The sequence below is a fragment of the Pantoea sp. VS1 genome (genome assembly GCF_002207995.1).
GTDB lineage: Bacteria > Pseudomonadota > Gammaproteobacteria > Enterobacterales > Enterobacteriaceae > Pantoea > Pantoea dispersa.
In genome coordinates this window covers 1-26,137 of the sequence record NZ_NHZE01000048.1, presented here as the reverse complement: position 1 = coordinate 26,137, position 26,137 = coordinate 1, and the positions used below count along the sequence as shown (strand labels likewise).

General features: G+C 56.2%; 21 protein-coding genes, 1 pseudogene and 1 riboswitch. Of the genes and pseudogenes, 6 read left to right on the top strand and 16 right to left on the bottom strand.

All coding sequences use genetic code 11. From position 1 onward, the window contains the following. Nucleotides 1-489 precede the first annotated feature (489 nt). Both purH and purD read left to right on the top strand, forming a co-directional pair. Nucleotides 490-2,079 carry a bifunctional phosphoribosylaminoimidazolecarboxamide formyltransferase/IMP cyclohydrolase gene (purH, locus tag CBW22_RS20340; RefSeq protein ID WP_021508192.1) on the top strand — a complete coding sequence of 530 codons (1,590 nt, stop codon included), beginning with the start codon at nucleotides 490-492 and terminating at the stop codon, nucleotides 2,077-2,079. Nucleotides 2,080-2,097: 18 nt separating this feature from the next. Continuing rightward, nucleotides 2,098-3,378, top strand: a complete 1,281-nt coding sequence (purD, locus tag CBW22_RS20335) for a phosphoribosylamine--glycine ligase (RefSeq protein WP_021508193.1) — start codon at nucleotides 2,098-2,100, stop codon at nucleotides 3,376-3,378. Between the two features lie 28 nt (nucleotides 3,379-3,406). Here the strand turns inward: purD and CBW22_RS20330 are convergent, their stop codons facing one another. The 6 genes from CBW22_RS20330 to nudC all read right to left on the bottom strand — a co-directional run bounded on the left by CBW22_RS20330 (nucleotide 3,407) and on the right by nudC (nucleotide 7,806). Continuing rightward, nucleotides 3,407-4,072 carry a DUF1481 domain-containing protein gene (locus CBW22_RS20330; protein WP_088517691.1) on the bottom strand — a complete coding sequence of 222 codons (666 nt, stop codon included), beginning with the start codon at nucleotides 4,070-4,072 and terminating at the stop codon, nucleotides 3,407-3,409. A gap of 68 nt (nucleotides 4,073-4,140) precedes the next feature. Next, the gene (gene hupA, locus CBW22_RS20325) at nucleotides 4,141-4,413 is read right to left on the bottom strand and encodes a nucleoid-associated protein HU-alpha (RefSeq protein WP_006121511.1); all 273 of its coding nucleotides are present in this window, start codon (nucleotides 4,411-4,413) and stop codon (nucleotides 4,141-4,143) included. A gap of 188 nt (nucleotides 4,414-4,601) precedes the next feature. Further along, entirely contained in the window at nucleotides 4,602-5,192 is a 591-nt protein-coding gene (locus tag CBW22_RS20320; protein ID WP_031279834.1) for a YjaG family protein, read from the bottom strand. 62 nt (nucleotides 5,193-5,254) lie between these two features. Continuing rightward, entirely contained in the window at nucleotides 5,255-5,923 is a 669-nt protein-coding gene (nfi, locus tag CBW22_RS20315) for a deoxyribonuclease V (RefSeq protein ID WP_058781855.1), read from the bottom strand. A 2-nt stretch (nucleotides 5,924-5,925) separates the two neighbouring features. Beyond that, entirely contained in the window at nucleotides 5,926-6,993 is a 1,068-nt protein-coding gene (gene hemE, locus CBW22_RS20310) for a uroporphyrinogen decarboxylase (protein ID WP_058769978.1), read from the bottom strand. A 39-nt stretch (nucleotides 6,994-7,032) separates the two neighbouring features. Then, nucleotides 7,033-7,806, bottom strand: a complete 774-nt coding sequence (gene nudC / locus CBW22_RS20305) for an NAD(+) diphosphatase (RefSeq protein ID WP_021508198.1) — start codon at nucleotides 7,804-7,806, stop codon at nucleotides 7,033-7,035. 88 nt (nucleotides 7,807-7,894) lie between these two features. On the opposite strand from nudC, the gene CBW22_RS20300 reads away from it, so the two are divergent. From CBW22_RS20300 to thiE, 3 genes are all read left to right on the top strand, one after another. Next, nucleotides 7,895-8,401, top strand: a complete 507-nt coding sequence (locus CBW22_RS20300; RefSeq protein WP_021508199.1) for an Rsd/AlgQ family anti-sigma factor — start codon at nucleotides 7,895-7,897, stop codon at nucleotides 8,399-8,401. A 152-nt stretch (nucleotides 8,402-8,553) separates the two neighbouring features. After that, a riboswitch (TPP riboswitch) is annotated at nucleotides 8,554-8,654 on the top strand. Between the two features lie 90 nt (nucleotides 8,655-8,744). Then, nucleotides 8,745-10,667, top strand: coding sequence for a phosphomethylpyrimidine synthase ThiC (thiC, locus tag CBW22_RS20295; RefSeq protein ID WP_088517690.1), 1,923 nt, complete (start codon nucleotides 8,745-8,747; stop codon nucleotides 10,665-10,667). After that, the gene (gene thiE / locus CBW22_RS20290; protein ID WP_021508201.1) at nucleotides 10,667-11,314 is read left to right on the top strand and encodes a thiamine phosphate synthase; all 648 of its coding nucleotides are present in this window, start codon (nucleotides 10,667-10,669) and stop codon (nucleotides 11,312-11,314) included. Before thiC ends, thiE begins: the two co-directional genes overlap by 1 nt. Nucleotides 11,315-11,476: 162 nt before the next feature. On the opposite strand, the gene CBW22_RS20285 is transcribed toward thiE, so the two are convergent. Next, a complete protein-coding gene (locus CBW22_RS20285; RefSeq protein WP_058769980.1) occupies nucleotides 11,477-12,931 on the bottom strand; it encodes an aminotransferase-like domain-containing protein in 1,455 nt (484 codons plus the stop codon). Nucleotides 12,932-13,106: 175 nt separating this feature from the next. Between CBW22_RS20285 and CBW22_RS20280 the strand changes: the two genes are divergently transcribed. Continuing rightward, a complete protein-coding gene (locus CBW22_RS20280; RefSeq protein ID WP_058769981.1) occupies nucleotides 13,107-13,292 on the top strand; it encodes a DUF1127 domain-containing protein in 186 nt (61 codons plus the stop codon). Nucleotides 13,293-13,358: 66 nt separating this feature from the next. On the opposite strand, the gene rpoC is transcribed toward CBW22_RS20280, so the two are convergent. From rpoC to CBW22_RS20235, 9 genes and pseudogenes are all read right to left on the bottom strand, one after another. After that, nucleotides 13,359-17,582, bottom strand: a complete 4,224-nt coding sequence (gene rpoC / locus CBW22_RS20275; protein ID WP_021508204.1) for a DNA-directed RNA polymerase subunit beta' — start codon at nucleotides 17,580-17,582, stop codon at nucleotides 13,359-13,361. A 72-nt stretch (nucleotides 17,583-17,654) separates the two neighbouring features. Next, complete coding sequence (rpoB, locus tag CBW22_RS20270) at nucleotides 17,655-21,683, bottom strand: DNA-directed RNA polymerase subunit beta (protein WP_021508205.1); 4,029 nt, start codon at nucleotides 21,681-21,683, stop codon at nucleotides 17,655-17,657. Between the two features lie 326 nt (nucleotides 21,684-22,009). Next, the gene (gene rplL / locus CBW22_RS20265) at nucleotides 22,010-22,375 is read right to left on the bottom strand and encodes a 50S ribosomal protein L7/L12 (protein ID WP_021508206.1); all 366 of its coding nucleotides are present in this window, start codon (nucleotides 22,373-22,375) and stop codon (nucleotides 22,010-22,012) included. A gap of 66 nt (nucleotides 22,376-22,441) precedes the next feature. Further along, nucleotides 22,442-22,939, bottom strand: a complete 498-nt coding sequence (gene rplJ / locus CBW22_RS20260; protein ID WP_021508207.1) for a 50S ribosomal protein L10 — start codon at nucleotides 22,937-22,939, stop codon at nucleotides 22,442-22,444. A 347-nt stretch (nucleotides 22,940-23,286) separates the two neighbouring features. After that, entirely contained in the window at nucleotides 23,287-23,991 is a 705-nt protein-coding gene (rplA, locus tag CBW22_RS20255; RefSeq protein WP_021508208.1) for a 50S ribosomal protein L1, read from the bottom strand. A gap of 3 nt (nucleotides 23,992-23,994) precedes the next feature. Then, complete coding sequence (rplK, locus tag CBW22_RS20250) at nucleotides 23,995-24,423, bottom strand: 50S ribosomal protein L11 (RefSeq protein WP_013507401.1); 429 nt, start codon at nucleotides 24,421-24,423, stop codon at nucleotides 23,995-23,997. A gap of 147 nt (nucleotides 24,424-24,570) precedes the next feature. Beyond that, on the bottom strand, nucleotides 24,571-25,116 hold the full coding sequence (gene nusG, locus CBW22_RS20245; protein ID WP_010616908.1) for a transcription termination/antitermination protein NusG: 546 nt from the start codon (nucleotides 25,114-25,116) through the stop codon (nucleotides 24,571-24,573). A 1-nt stretch (nucleotide 25,117) separates the two neighbouring features. Continuing rightward, complete coding sequence (gene secE, locus CBW22_RS20240; protein WP_021508209.1) at nucleotides 25,118-25,501, bottom strand: preprotein translocase subunit SecE; 384 nt, start codon at nucleotides 25,499-25,501, stop codon at nucleotides 25,118-25,120. Between the two features lie 227 nt (nucleotides 25,502-25,728). Next, a pseudogene (locus CBW22_RS20235) lies at nucleotides 25,729-26,137 on the bottom strand (EF-Tu/IF-2/RF-3 family GTPase); the annotation flags it as partial.

Genomic DNA, 26,137 nt, shown 5'->3' with positions numbered 1-26,137 from the left:
TGTCTGATAAATTGTTAAAGAGCGGTGCGACGCGGCGTTCGGCCTGCTGTCGCGAGGTGGCGTATATTACGCTTTCCTCCTTCAGAGTCAAACACTTTTTTCAGCGTTTTTCTCCGGCGGAAGTTCTTAACGAAGCTTCCTGTCTACACCGCATTCCGTAAGTCGTTGTGCCGTGTCGATGGAGGCGCATTATAGGGAGTTGTTCGGCACGCGCAACCGCTAAATTCAATAAAAACAATCGTTCGCTGCATTCCACAGCAAAACCCCGCCTTATACCCGGTTACACACAAAGTTATCCACATCTGCAGCCGGTAATAAATTTAGGCGAGCATCGCGCAAACGTTTTCGCTACAATGCCCCGCGACGTCAAGGATGCCCCTTTTGGGGCGTTACCTGAGGTAAATGTTCTCTTCTATATATAGAGAGAGAAAGTTAAGCCTGATGTAACGCTCTTATTTACGCGAAACAAAGCCAAGGGATAAAACCACCATGCAACAACGTCGTCCTGTACGCCGCGCTCTGCTCAGTGTCTCTGACAAAGCCGGTATCCTCGAATTTGCTCAGGCCCTCTCCCATCGTGGTGTTGAGCTGCTCTCCACAGGTGGCACCGCACGCCTGCTGGCAGATGCCGGCCTGCCCGTCACGGAAGTTTCTGACTACACCGGTTTCCCGGAAATGATGGATGGACGCGTCAAAACGCTGCACCCAAAAGTGCACGGTGGCATTCTGGGCCGTCGCGGTACCGATGATGCCATCATGGCCGAGCACGCCATCAATCCTATCGACATGGTGGTGGTGAACCTCTATCCCTTTGCCCAGACCGTGGCGAAAGCTGACTGCAGCCTGGAAGATGCCGTTGAAAACATTGATATCGGCGGCCCCACCATGGTGCGCTCGGCAGCCAAGAACCACAAAGACGTGGCGATCGTGGTGAAGAGCAGTGACTACGACGCGATCATCGCGGAGCTCGATGCCAACGAAAACTCCCTGACGCTGGAAACCCGTTTCGATCTGGCCATCAAAGCCTTCGAACACACCGCCGCTTACGACAGCATGATTGCCAACTACTTTGGCAGCCTGGTACCGGCCTATCACGGCGAAAGCACCGCGCCGGCCGGCCGCTTCCCGCGCACCCTGAACCTCAACTTTATTAAAAAGCAGGATATGCGTTACGGCGAGAACAGCCATCAGGACGCTGCTTTCTATATTGAAGAGCAAGTCAGCGAAGCGTCGGTCGCCACCGCACAGCAGCTGCAGGGCAAAGCGCTGTCCTATAACAATATTGCCGATACCGATGCGGCTCTGGAGTGCGTCAAGGAGTTCAGCGAGCCAGCCTGCGTTATCGTCAAGCACGCTAACCCATGCGGCGTCGCCGCAGGCGATTCAATTCTTGCCGCCTACGAGCGCGCTTATAAAACCGATCCGACCTCGGCGTTCGGCGGCATCATCGCCTTTAACCGCGAGCTGGATGAAGCGACCGCGCAGGCGATCATCAGCCGTCAGTTCGTGGAAGTCATTATTGCGCCATCGGCCAGTGAAGCGGCACTGCGCGTGACCGCAGCCAAACAGAACGTCCGCGTTCTGGTGTGCGGTCAGTGGCAGAGCCGCGTGGCCGGTCTCGACTTCAAACGCGTCAACGGTGGCCTGCTGGTTCAGGATCGCGATCTCGGTATGGTCGATGCCAGCCAGCTGCGCGTTGTCAGCCAACGTCAGCCGACCGAACAGGAACTGCGTGACGCGCTGTTCTGCTGGAAAGTGGCGAAGTTCGTTAAATCCAACGCCATTGTGTATGCACGCGACAACATGACGATAGGTATTGGCGCGGGCCAGATGAGCCGCGTTTACTCTGCCAAAATTGCCGGCATCAAAGCCGCTGACGAAGGACTGGAGGTGAAGGGTTCCGCCATGGCTTCCGACGCCTTCTTCCCGTTCCGCGACGGCATTGATGCTGCGGCGGCAGTGGGCATCACCTGTGTGATCCAGCCGGGCGGTTCCATCCGCGATGATGAAGTGATTGCTGCCGCCGACGAGCACGGCATCGCGATGATCTTCACTGACATGCGTCATTTCCGCCATTAATAGCCTGGAGCCGTAACGATGAAAATTTTAGTGATTGGTAATGGTGGACGTGAACACGCGCTGGCGTGGAAAGCAGCACAGTCGCCGCTGGCAGAAACCGTATTTGTTGCGCCAGGCAACGCCGGTACCGCGCTGGAGCCGGCCCTGCAGAACGTGGCCATCAGCGCCACCGATATTCCGGCACTGCTGGCGTTTGCGCAGCAGGAAAACATCGACCTGACCATCGTCGGACCGGAAGCGCCGCTGGTGATTGGCGTAGTCGATGCGTTTCGCGCTGCCGGCCTGAAAATCTTTGGCCCGACGCAGGCGGCCGCGCAGCTGGAGGGCTCAAAAGCCTTCACCAAAGATTTCCTTGCCCGCCAGCAGATCCCGACGGCGGAATACCAGAACTTCACCGAGGTGGAACCGGCGCTGGCTTACCTGCGTGAGAAAGGCGCGCCGATCGTCATCAAAGCGGACGGTCTGGCCGCGGGTAAAGGCGTCATCGTCGCCATGACGCTGGCCGAAGCGGAAGCGGCGGTGCAGGACATGCTGGCCGGCAATGCATTTGGCGACGCAGGTCACCGCATCGTCATCGAAGAGTTTCTTGATGGTGAGGAAGCCAGCTTCATCGTGATGGTGGACGGCGATAACGTCCTGCCAATGGCCACCAGCCAGGATCACAAACGTGTTGGCGACGGCGACACCGGCCCGAACACCGGTGGCATGGGCGCTTACTCACCGGCACCGGTAGTGACCGATGAGATCCACCAGCGCGTGATGGATCAGATCATCTGGCCAACCGTCAACGGCATGAAAGCGGAAGGTAACACCTACACCGGTTTCCTGTATGCCGGTCTGATGATCGACAAAGCCGGTCAGCCGAAGGTGATCGAATTTAACTGCCGCTTCGGCGATCCGGAAACGCAGCCGATCATGCTGCGCCTGCAGTCGGATCTGGTCGCGCTGTGCCTCGCCGCCGTCGACGGCAAGCTCGATCAGCAGCAGTCACAGTGGGATCCGCGCCCGTCACTCGGCGTGGTGCTGGCCGCTGGCGGTTATCCGGGCGACTATAACACGGGCGATCAGATCCACGGTCTGCCGCTGGAAGACGTACCGGACGGGAAGGTATTCCATGCCGGCACCACCCTGAAAGATGATCTGGTGGTGACCAGCGGCGGTCGCGTACTGTGCGTGACTGCGCTGGGTGAAGATGTGGCGGCAGCGCAGAAGAATGCCTACGCGCTGGCGCAGCACATCTCATGGAACGGCAGCTTCTGCCGTAATGATATCGGTTACCGCGCGATTAACCGCAAGTAAGCCCCCGGCGGCGGCCAGCTGGTCGCCGCTAAAAATCGGCCTCTTTCGGCTGCCAGCGGCACTCATCTTCCGGCGTGGCACGCAGCAGCTGAATCCCCTCTGGCGCTTCCAGCCACGACAGGGTAATCGGCTTTTGCTGCCCCTGCTGCTGTCGATACAGCGTTGCCAGCGTGTCGCGATCGAACGCCACATTCACCTGCTGCCCCTCACAGTCACGAACCTGCGTACCGCCCTGCCAGTGCCCCTGCCGCAACAGTACCCGGCCACTCAGCAGTGCATTGCTCTGCGCCAGCATGCGCTGCGCATCAAACCGGTACAGCTCGACGCTGTCGGCGCTGACGGCTTCACGCCGGCCAGCCAGCTGTCGCTGCATAAAATTGAGGTTGCCCTGATGGTCGAAACGCAGGGTTACGTCGTCCGGCTGCTGGCCAGTGACGTGCCGTTCCACGCTCAGCAGTTTATCCGCCTGCCAGATATAGTCGGTGGTTTCCCGGCTATCGCCATTGAAAGGGGTGTAGACAGTACGCAGATGGACGGCTTCGTGGTCGCCGTTTTTACGCCAGATTCGCACCGTGCCACGGTCAGACAGATAGCCGCTGGCGGTGAAAGCCGGAAGATCGGGAGTGGTACTGCAGCCGGTGAGTAATACCCCGAGGAGGATGGCGCAGAGGCGCTGAGGAGAGATGTTCAGCATAGCAGGCCCCGGTAACAAAAAGGGGCGAAATCGCCCCTCTTTTAAAGCTAAACCGCGATGCGGAAAACTTACTTAACAGCGTCTTTCAGTGCTTTACCAGAGACGAACGCTGGCACGTTAGCTGCAGCGATTTTGATCTCTTTGCCAGTCTGCGGGTTGCGACCGGTACGCTCAGCGCGGTGGTTCACTTTAAAAGTACCAAAACCAACCAGTTGTACAGCATCACCTTCTTTCAGAGACTCAGTGATCGCAGCCAGGGTAGATTCCAGCGCAGCTTTAGCCTGGGTTTTAGACAGGTCCGCTTTCTCTGCGATCACATCAATCAGTTGAGTCTTGTTCATAAGTTATCCTTAAAGTGTATTTATCGCTTGCTAAGCAACGAGTGCGAGGGAAAAGCCATATTCTGGCACTCTTCAGCCTGCACGCACCGATAGCCACAATTTTCAGCCCCCCAAATGTAGACCAGACAGGGGGCTGATGTGAAGCCTCCAGGCGCGGTAATTCGGGCCTGAAGTCACGTTTTCTCGCCTTATTGCTGAAAAATTATACCGATGTTACTGATTCCGGCTTCACGCAGGTCTGCACGTAGCCCTTTGATTAGCTCCAGGTCCCGTTCTTCGCACTCTGCCAGCAGGCGAAAAATCTCCCACTGCAGGTCCCATTCGTCAATTACCGCCTGGTTGTCACGCAGCTCTTCGTCGCTCATTTCGCGACCGGCCTGGGTCATTTCGAGGATGGCCACGGTGGTGATCGACGTGCGGCTGACTTCGATGGCGTGCTCCAGCGTTTCACCGCTCAGCTGCGCGTGCAGGAGTTCACTCAGCGCCACGCAGGCGTCAATTGCCGGGTGCACACCGTAAACGTCAAAGTCGTCACCGTTTGGGATCGCCGCTTCCAGTTTCTCCAGCTGGCTGTCGAAATTGATTTTGGCATCCTTCACCGTCAGGCTTTCCCACACCAGGTCGAGAATGCGGCGATAGAGCTGCGGATCGGCAAACTCGGTCTGCTGACAGAAGGCCCAGTAATTGGGGAACATCCGCTCGCACAGACAGGCCATAAAGGTCATGTGCTGCCAGCTTTCCAGCTTCGCCAGACGCAAATGGACGGGGTTCTGTAACATCAAACTTACTCTCGGTAGATTAGCTGGCGGCAGTGTACCGCAAAAGCCGCACACAAACAGCGTTAGCGCGCATTTTGCCACTTCACAAAAGCGGGACGGCCAGACGCCACGGCATCGGCCCAGCGCGTTGGCTCCGGCAAGCGGTAGCCGGCCATGCAGGCTTCAACCCAGTGCAGTGCGCTGTCGAGGCTGACGCGGTGGCCGGTTGAGACAAACAGCGGGTTGCAGCGCGTCTTGCTGCGCCACACCCAGGCAATCTGCTCGCCTTTATCCATCAGCGGCTGACGACTGCCCGGTGCCGCATCCAGCTCAGCGAAACGGCCGCACAGGCGCTTTTTCGCTACGCCGATGGTTGGCACATCCAGCAGCGAGCCGAAATGCGCAGCAACGCCCAGCCGGCGCGGATGAGAGATGCCATGGCCATCGACGAACAGCAGATCGGGCCGCTGCGACAATTGCTGCCACGCCGCCTGCAGGGCTGGAATTTCGCGAAACGAGAGAAAACCGGGGATGTAAGGCATGGTGGTCGCGACACGCGCGATGCGATGCTCCACCAGCGTTAATGAAGGGTATTCGAGGATCACCAGGGCGGCGCGCGTTACCTCGCCGCCCTGTTCAAAACCGACATCGGCGCCGCCAATAAAGCGCGGCGGCAGTACGTCAAAATCATCCTGCCGCACCACGCTGGCGGCGAGCTGTACCTGTTGCTGTCGTAGTGCGGCTAAATCCATGCTTATCCCTGATGATATGGTCGTGATAACCGATGCACCGCCTCCACAAACGCGCCAGCGTGCTCTGGCGGAACATCCTGATGAATCCCGTGACCGAGGTTGAAGACGTGGCCTTCGCCTGCGCCAAAGCCTTCCAGAATCCCCGCCACTTCCTGCTCAATTCGTGCAGGGGGTGCATACAGCATAGACGGATCCATGTTGCCCTGCAGCGCGACTTTATCGCCCACGCGGCGCCGCGCTTCGCCAATATCGGTGGTCCAGTCAAGGCCCAGCGCATCACAGCCGGTGGCCGCCATCTCTTCCAGCCACTGGCCGCCGCCCTTGGTAAACAGGGTGATGGGCACGCGTCGTCCTTCGTTCTCATGCAGCACGCTGTCGACGATTTTGTGCATGTAATAGAGCGAGAACTCGCGATAGTCGCGCCCGGTCAGCACGCCGCCCCAGGTATCAAACACCATCACCGACTGCGCACCCGCTTTAATCTGCGCGTTGAGGTAAAGGATCACGCTCTCTGCCAGCTTATCCAGCAGCGCGTGCAGCGTCTGCGGCTCGGCGTACATCATCTTCTTGATTTTGGTGAAAGCCTTGCTGCTGCCGCCTTCTACCATGTAGGTTGCCAGCGTCCACGGGCTGCCGGAGAAACCGATCAGCGGCACTTCGCCTTTGAGGTTGTGACGGATGGTGCGCACCGCATTCATCACGTAACCCAGCTCCTGCTCCGGATCCGGCACCGGCAGTTTATCCACATCGGCACGGCAGGCGATGGGGTGGGAGAAACGCGGGCCTTCGCCGGTCTCAAAGTAGAGTCCCAGGCCCATCGCATCCGGAATGGTCAGGATATCGCTGAAGAGGATCGCGGCATCCAGCGCATAGCGGCGCAGCGGCTGCAGGGTGACTTCGCACGCCAGCTCCGCGTTCTTACACAGCGACATAAAATCACCGGCTTCAGCGCGCGTGGCTTTGTATTCCGGCAGGTAACGCCCGGCTTGTCGCATCATCCATACCGGGGTGATATCCACCGGCTGGCGTAACAGGGCGCGCAGATAACGATCGTTCTTCAGTTCACTCATAATGGGCTCTCTCATGCTAAGGCCGGCAGTGTAGCATTTTCACGCCGCGCTGGCGCGACACAGCGCAACCGTATCTTCAATCAGCCGGCGCGCCACGGTGCCCGGCGGCGGCAACAGGGGCAGATCGTCGTAGCGATACCAGCCAGCATCCAGCAGCTCTTTACCATCGTGCTGCAGCTCGCCGCCATCGTACTCCGCCATGAATGCCATCATCAGCGAGTGCGGGAACGGCCACGGCTGCGAGGTCACGTAACGCACATTTTTTACCCGCACGTTGCTCTCTTCCATCACCTCGCGGGCCACCGCCTGCTCCAGCGTTTCGCCGACTTCGACAAAACCGGCCAGCACGGTGTAGATGCTGTTGCGATGGCGCGCATGGTTTGCCAGCAGGATCTCCTCACCGCGACGAATCGCCACAATGATGCAGGGGGCGATTTGCGGATAGTAGCGCTCGCGGCAGTGGCTGCACAGGCAGGCAAATTCGCGCTTGCTGTGCTGCATTTCATGGCCGCAATAGCCGCACCAGCGATGCGAACGGTAGAACTCTGCCAGCTGCACGCCGCGCCCGGCGAGCTGAAACAGACCGACATCTTCGTCAATCAGCTGGCGCACCGAGGCCATATTGTCCGGACGCGCTTCGCATACCAGCCAGACGTTTTCGCCCTGCCACTCGCCAATCACTCTGCCGCTGCTGCCGGTCAGGCCAAACTCGCCGGATAAGCCATGCGGCAACTCGCCTTGCGGCAACCAAAGTTTCTGCGCGGAGCTGACAATCCACCAGCCAGCGTCTACGCTTGAGATCTCACGTTGCATCTTAATCGTTGTCCTTAGCGTCAAATGGCACGCTGAAATCCTGATGTTAAGTGTGTAATAAACAACTATAACTCACCTGGAGCCCCGTATGCTTACCCAGTTAGATAACCTGACCGAGCGTGTAGGTGGCGGTAATGAATTAGTCGACTCATGGTTGCGCGCCCGTCGACAGCTGCTCGTCACCTATTACGAGTTAATTGGCATGAAGCCGAACAAAGAAGCGCTGACCGCGCTGGATGAACAGGCGCTGGATGCGTTTTGCCATCGTCTGGTGGACTATCTCTCTACCGGCCACTTCAGCGTTTACGAGCGCATCATCAGCGAGATGTCCGGCGACAGCCCGATGATTGCGGCGGCGCAGATCTATCCGGCGCTGGAAGGCAATACTGAACGTCTGATGCAACTGTATGACAGCCATCTGCAGCAGGCCATTAATGACGACAACTGCGTGGATTTCCAGCAGGCGCTGTCAGAAGTGGGCGAAGCGCTGGAGTCACGCTTTACGCTGGAAGACAAACTGATTCAGCTCGCCTGGGATAACCAGCTGGCGCGCCCGCCGGTGGCCAATGACAGCACCATTGCTCGTCCGGCCTGAACCGCTGCAGTTGTAAAAGACTTGTTATTCAGGAAAAGCCCTTTTATGCTGAATGGGCTTTTTTATTGTCTTTTTAAACGACAATCCACAATCAAACTTTGCGATATAAGCGCAGCGTGCAACAGTCAGTAAAGTCGCTTATCGCGTAAAACGTAAACTTGTCGGAGTGCCCTTAGGGGCTGAGACCGTTAATTCGGGATCCGCGGAACCTGATCAGGTTAGTACCTGCGAAGGGAACAAGAGTAGATGTGATCAGCACGGTGCAGTCAGGCGCCCGCACCGTTTCTGTTACTCCTTCCGGACTCCGGACAAGCAGCTTCCCCTTGTTTTCAGGAAACTTGCTATGTCTGATGCTAAAACCTCACGTCGTGAACAACGCGCGCAGGCGCAAAAATTTATCGATTCGCTCCAGGGAACCGCCTTCCCTAACTCAAAACGGATCTGGATCAGCGGCAGCCGCGCGGATATCCGCGTCCCGATGCGCGAAATTCAGCTCAGCCCGACGCACACCGGCGGCAGCAAAGATCATCCGCAATACGCAGAAAATGAACCGGTGCCGGTGTATGACACCGCCGGTGCCTATGGCGATCCCCACGCGACCATCAATGTGCATCAGGGTCTGGCAAAATTGCGCGCCGGCTGGATTGCCGAACGCAACGACAGCGAAACCATCAGCGCACTCAGCTCAAGCTACAGTCAGCAGCGGCTGGCAGATGACGGGCTGGATCATCTGCGTTTTGAACACCTGCCGCAGCCGCGCCGGGCCAAAGCGGGTCGCCGCGTCACGCAGCTGCACTATGCGCGTCAGGGCATTATCACGCCGGAGATGGAGTTCATCGCGCTGCGCGAAAACATGGGCCGTGAGCGTATCCGCAGTGCAACGCTGTTGCAGCAGCACGCCGGCCACGGCTTTGGCGCGCAGCTGCCGGAGAATATCAGCGCCGAATTCGTGCGCGCTGAAGTGGCCAGCGGCCGCGCCATCATTCCTGCCAACATCAATCACCCGGAATCGGAGCCGATGATTATTGGCCGCAATTTTCTGGTGAAGGTCAACGCCAACATCGGCAACTCGGCGGTAAGTTCGTCGATTGAAGAGGAAGTGGAAAAACTGGTGTGGGCCACGCGCTGGGGGGCAGATACCGTGATGGATCTGTCGACCGGCCGCTATATCCATGAAACGCGCGAGTGGATTTTGCGCAACAGTCCGGTGCCGATCGGCACGGTGCCGATCTATCAGGCGCTGGAAAAGGTCAACGGTATTGCAGAAGATCTTAACTGGGACATTTTCCGCGATACCCTGCTGGAACAGGCTGAGCAGGGCGTTGATTACTTCACCATTCACGCGGGCGTGCTGCTGCGCTATGTGCCGATGACCGCACAACGGCTGACCGGGATCGTGTCGCGCGGCGGCTCAATCATGGCGAAGTGGTGCCTGTCACATCATCAGGAAAACTTCCTCTACCAGCATTTCCGCGAAATCTGTGAAATCTGCGCCGCCTATGATGTCGCGCTGTCGCTCGGTGATGGTTTACGTCCCGGCTCGATTCAGGACGCCAACGACGAAGCCCAGTTTGCCGAACTGCGTACCTTAGGCGAGCTGACGCAAATCGCCTGGCAATATGATGTGCAGGTCATGATTGAAGGCCCCGGTCACGTGCCGATGCAGATGATCCGCCGCAATATGACCGAGCAGCTGGAACACTGCCATGAAGCGCCGTTTTATACGCTGGGCCCGCTGACGACCGATATCGCGCCGGGCTACGATCATTTCACCTCCGGGATTGGCGCCGCCATGATCGGCTGGTTTGGCTGCGCGATGCTGTGCTACGTCACGCCGAAAGAGCACCTTGGCCTGCCGAATAAAGAGGATGTTAAGCAGGGGCTGATTACCTACAAGATCGCAGCGCACGCTGCCGATCTGGCTAAAGGCCATCCCGGCGCGCAGATCCGCGACAACGCCATGTCGAAAGCTCGCTTCGAGTTCCGCTGGGAAGATCAGTTTAATCTGGCGCTCGATCCGCATACCGCGCGGGCCTATCACGACGAAACCCTGCCGCAGGAATCCGGCAAAGTGGCCCACTTCTGTTCCATGTGCGGCCCCAAATTCTGTTCAATGAAAATCACCCAGGAAGTGCGCGAATTTGCCGCCCGCCAGCAGGCTGAAGCCCAGCCGATAGCGCTGGGGATGGCGCAAATGTCCGATGCCTTCCGTAGCCGTGGCGGCGAGCTGTATCACGCCGCCGATGCCCTGAAAGAGGAAAAATGATGACTGAAGCCTTCCCTGCCACCGCGCCAAAACTGGGACTCTATCCGGTTGTCGACAGCGTGTTGTGGATTGAACGCCTGCTGGCAGCCGGCGTGCGCACCCTCCAGCTGCGCATCAAAGATGGCGATGATCGCCAGATCGAAGCCGCAGTACGTGATGCCATCGCCCTGGGCAAACAGTACGGTGCGCGGCTGTTTATCAACGATTACTGGCGCTTAGCGATTAAGTACAACGCCTATGGTGTGCATCTCGGTCAGGAGGATCTGGATGTGGCCGACCTGGACGCTATCCGCCACGCCGGCTTACGCCTGGGTCTGTCGACACACGATGACGCCGAGCTGGATCGCGCACTGGCGCTGCGTCCGTCCTATATTGCGCTCGGCCACATCTTTCCGACACAAACCAAAGAGATGCCCTCTGCGCCGCAGGGCATTGCCGAGCTGAAGCGCCATCTGGCGCGGCTGCAGCATATTCCCACCGTGGCGATTGGCGGCATTTCGCTGGCACGCGTGCCGGAGGTGCTGGCGACCGGCGTCGGCAGCATTGCCGTGGTCAGCGCGATTACCCAGGCGGAAGACTGGCAGGCGGCCACCCGCCAGCTGCTGGCGCTGGTAGAATCCCCAGAGCATGTCGCAAAAGCGTTGTAACTGACTGCAACGGCGCTAAAAATCCGCGAATACGGCGCGCAAACGGCAGCAGTCAGGACTGGCACGTCCGGGGACAATCGCTAAAGTGAGCCTGCCCGCTGTCGCTTGCAGCGGGCCAGGGCTGGCTTCCCCGACTCTCTGTCCGGCCCTGCCTTTCCACCGTTATTCTGTCAGGGAGGTGATATGGCGCGTTTCCGCACTGCAGGCCTGCATGGCACGCTCCACGGCTGCGCCGAGGCTGGCAATCGCCTGCTCGGTTTGCTCATTCATTGGCAGACCATAATTGAGGCGCAGGCAGTTGCGATATTTACCCGCCGCCGAAAACAGCGAACCGACCGCCACCTGGATTTTCAGCTCCCGCAGCTCCGCATTCAGCCGCACCGCATCGAAAGCTTCCGGCAGCTCAATCCACATCAGGAAACTGCCCTGCGGCCGCGAGACGCAAATGCCGCAGGGAAAATAGTGGCGCACCCAGCAGCTAAACGTCTCATAGTTACGCTGATACACCTGGCGCATGCGGCGCAAATGCGGCAGGTAATGGCCCTGACGAATAAACTCCGCGACCGCATACTGCGGCTGCGTTGCCGTCGAACCGGTGCCAATATATTTCATGTGCAGTACGCGATCGCGATAGCGTCCCGGCGCGACCCAGCCCACGCGCAAGCCGGGCGCCAGGGTTTTGGAAAACGAACTGCACAGCAGCACGCGGCCATCCATATCCAGCGATTTGATGGTGATCGGACGCGGATACTCCCACGCCAGCTCGCCATAGACATCATCTTCAATGATCGCCGCGTCAAAGCGCTGCGCCAGCGTCAGCAGCGCGCGCTTACGCGCTTCCGGCATGATAAATCCAAGCGGATTATTACAGTTGGGTACCACCACCACCGCTTTGATTGGCCACTGCTCAAACGCCAGCTCCAGCGCCTCAAGGCTGATCCCGCTGACCGCATCGGTAGGGATTTCAATGGCGCGGATGCCCAGACCGCGCAGTGTCTGCATGGTGCCGTGAAACGCCGGCGACTCAACGGCAATGATATCGCCTGGCTCGCACACGGCGCGAATCGACACCGACAGGGCTTCATGGCAACCGGTGGTGATGACAATTTCTTCCGCCGTCAGCTGACAGCCGCTGTCAATCGTCAGCCGCGCAATCTGCTCACGCAGCGCTGCCACGCCGAGCAGGCTGTCATAGTTGAGCTGATCCATGTCCTGCTTCTGCGCCATGCGGCCCATGATTTTCCACAGCGGCTTGAGCGTCGGCTGGGTCAGGTCCGGCATGCCGCTGCCCAGCTGCAGCACGTCGCCATTAATGCGGCTGCTCAGCAGCTCCAGCACCGATTCCCACTGGGTGATCTCAACCGGACGCTGTACGGGTCGGGTCATCGCGGGCACCGGCGGCGTGGCTTTGCGGGTAGCGACAAAATAGCCGGAACGCGGCTGCGGCACGATAAGCTGCTTCTCTTCCAGCAGATGATAAGCCTGCTGCACGGTGCTGATGCTGACACCGTGCTCAATGCTGAGCGTACGCACCGAGGGCAAGCGTTCGCCGCTGCGATACAGCCCCTGCTCAATACGGTCTGAAAGCAGACAGGCCAGATGTTGATAGCGCGTCATTGTGTGCCTCGCTGCGTTAACGGTGATCAAAAATCAGTACAGATGACGCCTATTTCTACCATTCAGATCGGTACGGGCGCAATCTGTATGTTAAAGATAAGTGATTTTTTAATCTGTATTGCATTCGCCATCAGAGGGAAAATGTTGCTCAGACATCATACTGAGGGCTGGGATTATGGAATTCGATCAGAACCGGGCGGCAAAACCGTTCAGCGTGACCTTACTCGATATCTTTCGTGGCGGCGTGCGCGCGATCAAACGCTGGCAGGCCAGACGGGAAACGCGGGAGATTCTTTCGCACCTGAGTGATGCGCAGCTACGTGACATCGGGCTGACGCGTCAGGATATCAATCAGAAATAACGCGGATTTCAGACGAAAAAAAACCCTGCCGAGGCAGGGTTTTTTCATGGTCAGCAGAGCAGACGATTATTCGTCGTCGCTACCGCCCAGACCGGCGTTCAGCAGCTCAGCGAGGCTGGCAGAGGCTTCATCCGCAGTCACCTGCGGTGCAACCGGTGCTTCACCCGCCTGACGGCGACGCATACGATCCTGGTGGTAAGCATAACCGGTACCGGCCGGGATCAGACGACCCACGATAACGTTCTCTTTCAGGCCGCGCAGTTCGTCGCGCTTGCCTGCTACCGCTGCTTCGGTCAGGACACGGGTGGTCTCCTGGAACGATGCCGCAGAGATGAACGATTCGGTAGCCAGCGAGGCTTTGGTGATACCCAGCAGGTCACGCATGTACGTCGCGCCGATTTTGCCGTTCGCTTCCAGATCGCGGTTGGAGATCTTGATACGAGAGACTTCCGCCTGCTCGCCTTCCAGGAACTCCGAGCTACCCGCGTTCATGATGGTTGCTTTACGCAGCATCTGACGCACGATGACTTCGATGTGCTTATCGTTAATCTTAACGCCCTGCAGGCGGTAAACTTCCTGCACTTCGTTGGTGATGTAACGGGTCACAGCATGGACGCCACGCAGACGCAGGATGTCGTGCGGAGACTCTGGGCCGTCGGATACGACGTCACCACGTTCTACACGTTCACCTTCGAATACGTTGAGCTGACGCCATTTCGGAATCATCTCTTCATACGGATCGCTACCGTCAACCGGGGTGATCACCAGACGACGCTTGCCTTTGGTCTCTTTACCGAAGGAGATGATACCGCTGATCTCCGCCAGGATAGCTGGCTCTTTCGGACGACGCGCTTCGAACAGGTCGGCAACGCGTGGCAGACCACCGGTGATGTCCTTGGTACCGCCAGATTCCTGCGGAACACGCGCCAGGGTATCACCCGAGCTGATCTTCACGCCATCTTCCAGCTGCACAATCGCTTTACCTGGCAGGAAGTACTGTGCCGGCATGTCAGTGCCCGGGATCAGTACGTCGTTACCGTTGGCATCAACGATTTTCAGTGCCGGACGCAGGTCTTTACCACCCGCAGTACGCTCTGCAGAATCCAGCACCACCAGCGATGACAGACCGGTGAGGTCGTCAGTCTGACGGGTAATGGTCTGACCGTCGATCATGTCAGTGAAGCGGATGAAACCGCCCACTTCGGTGATAACCGGCATGGTGTGTGGATCCCAGTTTGCAACGGTTTCGCCCGCGGCAACCTGCTCGCCATCACCTTTCGCCATGACCGCACCGTAAGGCACTTTATAGCTCTCTTTGGTACGACCGAACTCGTCGATCATCTTCAGCTCAACGTTACGCGAGACAATAACCAGTTTCCCGGAGGAGTTGGTTACTGACTTGGCGTTGGTCAGCTTGATAGTACCTTTGTTCTTCACCTGAATGCTGGATTCAGCTGCCGCACGCGATGCCGCACCACCGATGTGGAAGGTACGCATGGTCAGCTGGGTACCCGGCTCACCGATGGACTGTGCTGCGATAACGCCGATGGCCTCACCTTTGTTGATGATGTGACCACGTGCCAGATCGCGACCGTAGCAGTGTGCACACACACCGAAGTCGGTTTCACAGCTCACCACGGAACGCACTTTAATCGCGTCCACGGAGTTCAGTTCAACCACGTCACACCAGTGCTCATCGATCAGGGTGTTACGCGGAATCAGGATGTCCGCAGTGCCCGGCTTCAGCACGTCTTCTGCCGTCACACGACCCAGTACACGCTCACGCAGCGGCTCTTTAACGTCGCCACCTTCGATGACCGGGGTCATCATGATGCCTTCGAATGTGCCACAGTCGTCTTCGGTGACTACCAGGTCCTGCGCCACGTCAACCAGACGACGGGTCAGGTAACCGGAGTTCGCCGTTTTCAGTGCGGTATCGGCCAGACCTTTACGCGCACCGTGGGTCGAGATGAAGTACTGGAGTACGTTCAGACCTTCACGGAAGTTCGCGGTGATCGGCGTCTCGATGATGGAGCCATCTGGCTTCGCCATCAGACCACGCATACCTGCCAGCTGACGAATCTGTGCCGCAGAACCACGCGCACCGGAGTCGGCCATCATGTAGATGCTGTTGAACGAAACCTGCTGCTCTTCTTCGCCGTGACGGTTGATCACGGTTTCGGTCTGCAGGTTATCCATCATCGCTTTGGATACGCGTTCGTTAGCCGCAGCCCAGATATCGATGACTTTGTTGTAACGTTCGCCCGCGGTAACCAGACCAGACTGGAACTGCTCCTGGATCTCGGCCACTTCCGCTTCGGCTTCTGCAATGATTTCTGCTTTCTTGGCAGGAATCACCATGTCGTCGATACCGACTGAGGCACCTGAACGGGCTGCATAGGCAAAGCCGGTGTACATGGTCTGGTCAGCAAAGATAACGGTCGGCTTCAGGCCCAGGATGCGGTAACAGGTGTTCAGCATCTTAGAGATCGCTTTCTTACCCAGCGCCTGGTTGACGATGGAGTAAGGCAGACCTTTCGGTACGATCATCCACAGGATCGCACGACCAATGGTGGTGTCGATCAGGCTGGTTTTCGCAACGAGCTCTTCCTGCTCATTTTTGCTGTATTCAGTGATACGCACTTTAACGCGTGCATGCAGCTCGGCCTGGCCAGCGCGGTAAACACGCTCAGCTTCTTTCGGGCCGGTCAACACCATGCCTTCGCCTTTGGCGTTCACTTTGTCACGGGTCATGTAGTACAGACCCAGAACAACGTCCTGTGAAGGAACGATGATTGGCTCGCCGTTCGCTGGAGACAGAATGTTGTTGGTAGACATCATCAGCGCACGCGCTTCCAGCTGGGCTTCCAGCGTCAGCGGTACGTGAACAGCCATCTGGTCACCATCGAAGTCGGCGTTATACGCCGCACACACCAGCGGGTGCAGCTGGATCGCTTTACCTTCGATCAGAACCGGTTCAAACGCCTGGATACCCAGACGGTGCAGGGTTGGTGCACGGTTCAGCAGTACCGGGTGTTCGCGAATCACTTCATCCAGGATATCCCAGACCACCGCTTCTTCGCGCTCAACCATTTTCTTGGCCGCTTTAATGGTGGTCGCGAGGCCACGCAGTTCCAGCTTGCCGTAGATGAACGGTTTGAACAGCTCCAGTGCCATTTTCTTCGGCAGACCGCACTGATGCAGACGCAGGTATGGACCTACGGTGATAACCGAACGACCGGAGTAGTCAACACGTTTACCCAGCAGGTTCTGACGGAAACGACCCTGCTTACCTTTGATCATGTCGGCCAAAGATTTCAGAGGACGTTTGTTAGAGCCGGTGATGGCACGACCGCGACGGCCGTTATCCAGCAGGGCATCTACCGCTTCCTGCAGCATACGTTTTTCGTTACGTACGATGATATCTGGCGCAGCCAGATCCAGCAGACGCTTCAGACGGTTGTTACGGTTGATCACGCGACGATACAGATCGTTCAGATCCGACGTAGCGAAACGACCGCCGTCCAGCGGTACCAGCGGACGCAGATCTGGCGGCAGTACCGGCAGAACGGTCAGGATCATCCACTCTGGCTTGTTGCCAGACTGCACGAACGCTTCCAGCAGCTTGATACGCTTGGTCAGCTTTTTACGTTTGGTCTCAGAGTTGGTTTCGTTCAGCTCTTCACGCAGCTGCTCGCACTCCTGCTCCAGATCCATATTTTTCAGCAGCGCCTGGATAGCTTCCGCACCCATCTTCGCGTCGAATTCGTCACCGAACTCTTCCAGCGCGTCAAGGTACTGCTCTTCGGTCAGAATCTGACGTTTTTCCAGGTTGGTCATGCCGCCTTCGACCACAACATAAGATTCGAAGTACAGCACGCGCTCGATGTCACGCAGCGGCATATCCAGCAGCAAACCGATGCGGGATGGCAGTGATTTCAGGAACCAGATGTGCGCGGTCGGCGAAGCCAGCTCGATGTGGCCCATACGCTCACGACGCACTTTGGTCTGCGTGACTTCTACGCCACACTTCTCACAGATCACGCCACGGTGTTTCAGACGCTTGTACTTACCGCACAGGCATTCGTAATCTTTTACCGGTCCGAAAATACGGGCACAGAAAAGACCGTCACGCTCCGGCTTGAAGGTACGGTAGTTAATGGTTTCCGGCTTTTTAACTTCACCGAAAGACCAGGAACGGATCATGTCTGGCGAGGCCAGCGCAATTTTGATCGCATCAAACTCTTCGGTTTTAGTTTGCGCTTTCAGAAACTTAAGTAAGTCTTTCACGGATTAGCTCCCGTCGGAGTGGAACTCTCAGGGACGCGCCAGGCGCGTCCCATAACCAGTACTTGCGAGTGCTTACTCGTCTTCCAGCTCGATGTTGATACCCAGCGAGCGAATCTCTTTCAACAGTACGTTGAAGGATTCCGGCATGCCCGGTTCCATCTGATGGTTGCCGTCAACGATGTTTTTATACATCTTGGTACGGCCGTTGACGTCATCAGACTTAACGGTAAGCATTTCCTGCAGGGTATACGCGGCACCGTATGCTTCCAGTGCCCACACTTCCATCTCACCGAAGCGCTGACCACCGAACTGCGCCTTACCACCCAGCGGCTGCTGCGTAACCAGGCTGTAAGAGCCGGTAGAACGGGCGTGCATCTTGTCGTCGACCAGGTGGTTCAGTTTCAGCATGTACATGTAACCTACGGTTACCTGACGCTCAAACTGCTCACCGGTACGGCCGTCGAACAGGGTGATCTGACCGGAAGAAGGCAGACCGCCGAGCTGCAGCAGCTCTTTGATTTCGCTCTCTTTCGCACCGTCGAACACTGGCGTCGCGATTGGCATACCTTTTTTCAGGTTCTCTGCCAGACGCAGCACTTCGTCGTCCGAGAAGGTGTTCAGGTCAACTTTCTGACGCACATCGGTGCCCAGATCGTAAGCACGCTGGATGAACTCACGCAGTTTGGCGACTTCTTCCTGCTTCTTCAGCATCGCATTGATCTTCTCACCAATGCCTTTCGCCGCCATACCCAGGTGGGTTTCCAGAATCTGACCGATGTTCATACGCGATGGTACGCCCAGCGGGTTCAGTACGATGTCGACCGGCGTACCGTTCTCATCGTATGGCATGTCTTCGATTGGGTTGATCTTCGAGATAACACCTTTGTTACCGTGACGACCCGCCATTTTGTCACCAGGCTGAATCTGACGCTTAACGGCCAGATACACCTTGACGATTTTCAGCACGCCCGGTGCCAGATCGTCGCCCTGAGTGATCTTGCGACGCTTCGCTTCGAGTTTCTTCTCAAACTCGTGCTTCAGCTCGTCATACTGCTCAGCCAGCTGCTCCAGCGCGTTCTGCTTCTCTTCGTCGGTCAGACCGAGTTCCAGCCAGCGCTCACGTGGCAGCTTGTCCAGTTTCTCCGCTTCCACGCCACCTGAAATCAGGACGGCCTGGATACGGCTGAACAGGCCCGCTTCGAGAATCTGCAGTTCTTCAGACAGGTCTTTTTTCGCCTGCTTCAGCTGCATCTCTTCGATTTCCAGCGCGCGCTTGTCTTTTTCCACGCCATCGCGGGTGAAGACCTGTACGTCGATAACCGTACCGGAAACGCCGTTTGGCACGCGCAGTGACGAGTCTTTCACGTCAGAGGCTTTTTCACCGAAGATTGCACGCAGCAGTTTCTCTTCTGGCGTCAGCTGGGTTTCACCTTTCGGCGTGACCTTGCCTACCAGAATGTCGCCACCGGTCACTTCCGCACCGATATACACGATGCCGGATTCATCCAGTTTGGAGAGCGCAGCTTCACCCACGTTCGGGATGTCAGCGGTGATCTCTTCCGGCCCCAGTTTGGTGTCACGCGACACGCAAGCCAGTTCCTGAATATGGATGGTGGTGAAACGGTCTTCCTGTACGACACGCTCAGAAACGAGGATGGAGTCTTCGAAGTTGTAACCGTTCCATGGCATGAACGCCACGCGCATGTTCTGACCCAGCGCCAGCTCACCGAGGTCGGTAGACGGGCCGTCAGCCAGCACGTCGCCACGCTCGATAGGTTCACCCAGAGAAACACACGGCATCTGGTTGATGCAGGTGTTCTGGTTAGAACGGGTGTACTTGGTCAGGTTGTAGATGTCGATACCTGCTTCGCCCGGATACATCTCGTCTTCGTTAACTTTGATAACGATACGTGACGCATCGACGTACTGCACGGTACCACCACGTTTCGCGACGGCAGTTACACCGGAGTCGACCGCAACAGCACGTTCCATACCGGTACCAACCAGCGGCTTGTCAGCACGCAGGGTAGGTACAGCCTGACGTTGCATGTTCGCACCCATCAGGGCGCGGTTAGCATCATCGTGCTCCAGGAACGGGATCAGTGACGCACCGACAGAAACCACCTGCTGGGTGGAAACGTCCATGTAGTCAACCTGATCGCGGCTGAACAGGCTCGATTCACCTTTGCTACGGCAGGTGACGAGATCGTCAACAAAGCTGCCATCATCGGCGAGGTTGGTGTTCGCCTGAGCGATAACGTAGTTACCCTCTTCGATAGCAGAGAGGTAATGAATTTCATCACTCACTTTACCGTCAACCACGCGGCGGTACGGCGTTTCGAGGAAGCCGTATTCGTTAGTCTGCGCGTAAACAGAGAGTGAGTTGATCAGACCGATGTTCGGACCTTCCGGGGTTTCGATTGGACATACGCGACCGTAGTGAGTCGGGTGTACGTCACGCACTTCGAAGCCGGCGCGTTCACGGGTCAGACCGCCTGGGCCCAGAGCAGAGATACGACGTTTGTGCGTAATCTCAGACAGCGGGTTGTTCTGGTCCATAAACTGGGACAGCTGGCTGGAACCAAAGAACTCTTTCACCGCGGCCGAAATTGGCTTGGCGTTGATCATGTCCTGTGGCATCAGCGTGTCGAGGTCGCCCAGAGACAGACGCTCTTTCACAGCGCGCTCTACACGCACCAGGCCAACGCGGAACTGGTTTTCCGCCATTTCGCCGACGGAACGGATACGACGGTTGCCGAGGTGGTCGATATCATCCACTTCGCCAATACCGTTACGGATACCGATGAGCTTCTTCATCACTTCAATGATGTCGTCTTTGCTCAGGATACCGGAACCTTCGATCTCGTCACGTAGCAGAGAACGGTTGAACTTCATGCGGCCAACGGCCGACAGATCGTAACGATCTTCGGAGAAGAACAGGTTCTCGAACAGGTTTTCTGCGGCTTCACGCGTTGGCGGCTCGCCAGGACGCATCATGCGGTAGATCTCAACCAGCGCGCTCAGGCGATCGTTGGTTGGGTCAACGCGCAGCGTCTCAGAAATGTACGGGCCGTGATCCAGGTCGTTGGTGAACAGGGTTTCGATGCGCTTGTGACCGGACTGGCTCAGTTTCGCCAGCAGATCCAGTGACAGCTCCATGTTCGCTGGCACAATCAGTTCACCGGTGTTCAGATCGATGTAATCTTTCGCGACCACTTTGCCCGCGATGTACTCGACCGGCACTTCGATGTGCTGAATGTTGTCTTTTTCCAGCTGACGGATGTGGCGCGCAGTAATGCGACGACCTTTCTCAACGTAGACCGTGCCGTTGGCTTCGATATCGAAGGAGGCGGTTTCACCACGCAGGCGCTCAGGCACCAGTTCCATCTGCAGCTTGTTGTCGCGGATTTCAAACACCACTTTTTCGAAGAACAGATCGAGAATCTGCTCAGTGGTGTAATCCAGCGCGCGCAGGATGATACTGGCCGGCAGCTTACGACGACGGTCAATACGGACGAACAGGTTGTCTTTCGGGTCAAACTCGAAGTCGAGCCATGAACCGCGGTAAGGGATAATACGTGCGTTATACAGCACTTTACCGGAAGAGTGCGTTTTACCCTTATCGCTGTCAAAGAATACGCCAGGACTACGATGCAGCTGAGAAACGATAACACGCTCAGTACCATTGATGACAAAGGTACCGTTGTCGGTCATGAGCGGAATTTCGCCCATGTACACTTCTTGTTCTTTGATGTCTTTGACGGTGCCTTCCGGCGCTTCGCGCTCGTAGATCACCAGACGCAGTTTAACGCGCAGCGGTGCGGAGTACGTCACGCCACGGATCTGACATTCTGTCACGTCAAACACCGGCTCACCCAGACGGTAGCTGACATACTGCAACTCAGAGTTGCCGCTGTAGCTCGCGATTGGGAACACGGAACGGAAGGCTGCTTCCAGACCGTACTGGCCTTCTGGATCTTGCTCGATAAACTTCTGGAACGAGTCAAGCTGGATAGAAAGGAGATAAGGCACATCCAGTACTTGTGGACGTTTACCAAAATCCTTACGAATACGTTTTTTCTCGGTATAGGAGTAAACCATAGGGTTCCTCAGCTAGCTGACAAGTCGACCCACGCTGTCCGTCCTGAAGGGACAGTTCATGCAACACTATTTTGTTTTTCATGCGATGCGCGGCACCCCATGCAATACATCTTTCTATCACTCTTAAATCATTTCATCGCCGTTGCGCAGGCAGGGAACCCTCACAGGAAAGCGGTATATTAAGTCGTCGATAGAAAAAGATATTGAAGAGGAACAATGGACAAACAGTGCGAAACGCCATCGTTCCCCTGTAGCGCAAAAAGGCTGGTGACCAAAAAGTCACCAGCCATCAGTCTGTTTACGCAGACTGCAACCCGAGGGTTGTCTTACTTAACTTCAACTTCAGCGCCAGCTTCTTTCAGAGCAGCTTCAAGTGCAGCTGCGTCGTCTTTGCTGATGCCTTCTTTGATTGCAGCTGGAGCAGCTTCAACCAGGTCTTTAGCTTCTTTCAGGCCCAGACCAGTTGCGCCACGAACGGCTTTGATTACAGCAACTTTGTTCGCGCCAGCAGCTTTCAGGATAACGTCGAATTCAGTTTTCTCTTCAACAGCTTCAGCCGGGCCAGCAGCAACAGCTACAGCAGCAGCAGCAGAAACGCCGAATTTTTCTTCCATAGCAGAAACCAGCTCAACTACTTCCATTACGGACATAGCTGCAACGGCTTCCAGGATTTGATCTTTAGTGATAGACATGACAATTGTTCCTAAGAATCAGTAAAAGTTTATACGTTAGCAAGTACGAAGAAAAAGAATCTGGCCTTAAGCCGCTTCTTTCGCGTCGCGAACAGCAGCCAGAGTGCGGACCAGCTTGCCAGCAGCAGCTTCTTTCATGGTCGACATCAGACGTGCCAGTGCTTCTTCGTAAGTCGGCAGCGTTGCCAGACGGTCAATTTGTGCCGCCGGGATCAGCTCACCTTCAAAGGCTGCAGCTTTGACCTCAAAGTTTGCATTCGCTTTCGCGAACTCTTTGAACAGACGAGCAGCAGCGCCCGGGTGTTCCATAGAGTATGCAATCAGGGTCGGACCAACAAACGTGTCTTTCAGGCACTCGAATGGAGTACCTTCAACGACGCGGCGCAGCAGGGTGTTACGAACAACACGCATGTAGACGCCAGCTTCACGACCTGCTTTACGCAGTTCAGTCATTTTATCAACGGTAACGCCACGGGAATCCGCAACAACCGCTGAAAGCGCGCCTTTGGCTACTTCGCTAACTTCAGCAACAATTGCTTGTTTGCCTTGAAGATTTAATGCCATTAGCTTTGCTCCTGGATTTGACCGGGAAAATTTCCCGGAACTCACTTCACTTACACACCCGAAGGCCGTAAGCGCGTTACACGGTGAGCAGAATCCAGTGAAGAAAAAATTCTTTTTGGTTCTGTCACCGTCTACGCAGGATATTAAGCATCACTTCCGAAGAGGTTCTGCTCCTGCGGTCTTGGACGGAGGCCAGGATCAGGCCTGGCTCCAACCTTAGTCGCTGAATGACAAGGGGTTTAGACCTGTGCACTCCGCGACTATGAATTTGGGTTCTGAATTGACGGATCAACCAGAACAACGGGCGTAAGATTCTAGATGAATTTTTCGCCCGTTACAAGCAGCAATTAGTTTGCTGCTGCGTTCAGACCAGCCTGGTCAACGGCAACGCCGGCGCCCATGGTGGTAGAGATGCTGACTTTCTTGATGTACACGCCTTTCGCCTGAGCAGGTTTAGCTTTTTTCAGCGCAACCAGCAGAGATTCCAGGTTTTCTTTCAGTTTGTCAGCATCGAAGTCCACTTTACCAATGGTGGTGTGGATGATGCCGTTTTTGTCGTTACGGTAACGAACCTGACCCGCTTTAGCGTTTTTCACAGCTTCAGCAACGTTAGGAGTTACGGTACCAACTTTCGGGTTTGGCATCAGACCACGTGGGCCCAGAACCTGGCCCAGCTGGCCAACAACGCGCATTGCATCCGGAGAAGCAATAACAACGTCAAAGTTCATTTCGCCTTTCTTGATCTGATCAGCCAGGTCTTCCATACCTACCAGCTCAGCGCCAGCTGCTTTAGCAGCTTCAGCGTTTGCGCCCTGGGTAAAGACGGCAACACGTACTGAACGACCAGTACCGTGTGGCAGAACGGTCGCGCCGCGCACGTTCTGGTCAGATTTACGTGCATCGATGCCGAGGTTAACAGCAACGTCCACGCTCTCTACGAATTTAGCGGTAGCCAGTTCTTTCAGCAGAGCAACAGCTTCGTTGATGTCATACTGTTTAGTCGCATCAACTTTGTCACGGATCACGCGCATGCGCTTGGTCAGCTTAGCCATTTCTTAGTCCTCCACTACCAGGCCCATGGAACGAGCAGTACCTTCGATAGAGCGAGTCATCGCTTCTACGTCAGCACCAGTCATGTCCGCAGCTTTGGTTTCTGCGATTTCACGTACCTGAGCACGAGTTACTTTACCGACTTTATCTTTGTTCGGCTTACCAGAACCAGACTTGATGCCTGCTGCTTTTTTCAGCAGAACGGCAGCCGGAGGCGTTTTGGTAACGAAGGTGAAAGAACGGTCGCTGTATACGGTGATAACTACTGGAGTCGGCAGCCCCTTTTCCAGTGATTCTGTTTTGGCGTTGAACGCTTTACAGAATTCCATGATGTTAACACCCTGCTGACCCAGAGCCGGACCAACTGGTGGGCTCGGGTTAGCCATACCAGCTGCAACCTGCAGCTTGACGTAGGCTTGTACTTTCTTGGCCATGATATTTCCTCTATTGGGTATAGCGCCTGGCGAACAGGCTCCCCGTGATAACGATTTACACGCTGTTGCCAGCGCATAAAAACAAAAGGCGCGAAATTATAGGTAAATTTCGCGCCTTCCGCAAGAGCTAAAAAGTGAACAAAAGGCTTAGCCTTTCTCCACCTGAGCAAAGTCGAGTTCAACCGGCGTTGCACGGCCGAAGATAGAAACAGAAACCTTCAGGCGGCTCTTCTCGTAATCCACTTCTTCGACCACACCGTTGAAGTCGGCAAACGGGCCGTCGTTGACACGCACCATCTCGCCTGGCTCGAACAGCGTTTTCGGACGCGGCTTATCACCCACCTGCTGCAGGCGGTTCATGATCGCATCCACTTCTTTATCACTGATCGGTGCCGGACGGTCAGAGGTACCACCAATGAAGCCCATTACACGCGGTACACTGCGCACTAAGTGCCAGCTGGCGTCATTCATCACCATCTGGACCAGTACGTAACCAGGGAAGAATTTGCGTTCGCTTTTGCGACGCTGGCCGCCACGGATTTCCACGACTTCTTCAGTCGGCACCATGACTTCGCCAAACAGTTCTTCCATGTTGTGCAGTTTGATATGCTCTTGCAGCGACTTGGCTACGCGGGCTTCAAAACCGGAAAACGCCTGAACGACGTACCAGCGTTTTTTTGGAGCTTCAGACATCTCAGAACCTCAGGCCAGTGATAAACGATACCAGACGGACCAGAATACCATCCAGCCCCCACAAAATCAGTGACATCACGGCAGTGACCGCGGCAACGATTAACGTGGTGTGCAATGTTTCCTGGCGAGTTGGCCAGATGACCTTACGCATTTCGGTTCTTGCTTCACGTGCAAAAGCCACGGTTGCTTTGCCTTTGGTGGTCAGCAACGCAATGCCGCCCGCCGCAGCGATCAACACCACGACAGCCAGCGCGCGTAAAGGCAGTGTCACATCGCGATACAGGTAGTTACCGACGATTGCTACCAGCAGCAATGCGATCACAACTACCCACTTTACCGCTTCCAGGCCGCGCCCGCTCCCTTGAGCTTCGGTATTCGCACTCATAAACCAACCTGCCACAATAATTCAGAAACTATTCTGCCCCGCAGAGCGAGGCATCCAAACCGAATGCGCTTTTGGGCATAACTCGGTATCCAGCGCCGTAATACAGAGCCTGTCTCAGCAATGATTATGATCGAAAATCACTGATGAGCCAGGTTCTGGTTAACAGCGTACAAAAAGGGCATCAAATGATGCCCTTTCCGTGTGCATTGCGTCAAATATTATCGCTATTACGCGATAACTTTAGCAACAACGCCCGCGCCAACGGTACGGCCGCCTTCGCGGATTGCGAAGCGCAGACCTTCGTCCATTGCGATTGGATGGATCAGGGTAACAACCATTTTGATGTTGTCGCCTGGCATTACCATCTCAACGCCTTCTGGCAGCTCTACTGAACCGGTTACGTCAGTGGTACGGAAGTAGAACTGTGGACGGTAGCCTTTGAAGAACGGAGTATGACGGCCGCCTTCGTCTTTAGACAGAACGTAAACTTCTGACTCGAACTGGGTGTGTGGCTTGATGGTGCCTGGCTTAGCCAGAACCTGACCACGCTGGATCTCTTCACGCTTGATACCGCGCAGCAGAACACCACAGTTCTCGCCTGCCTGACCCTGGTCCAGCAGTTTGCGGAACATTTCA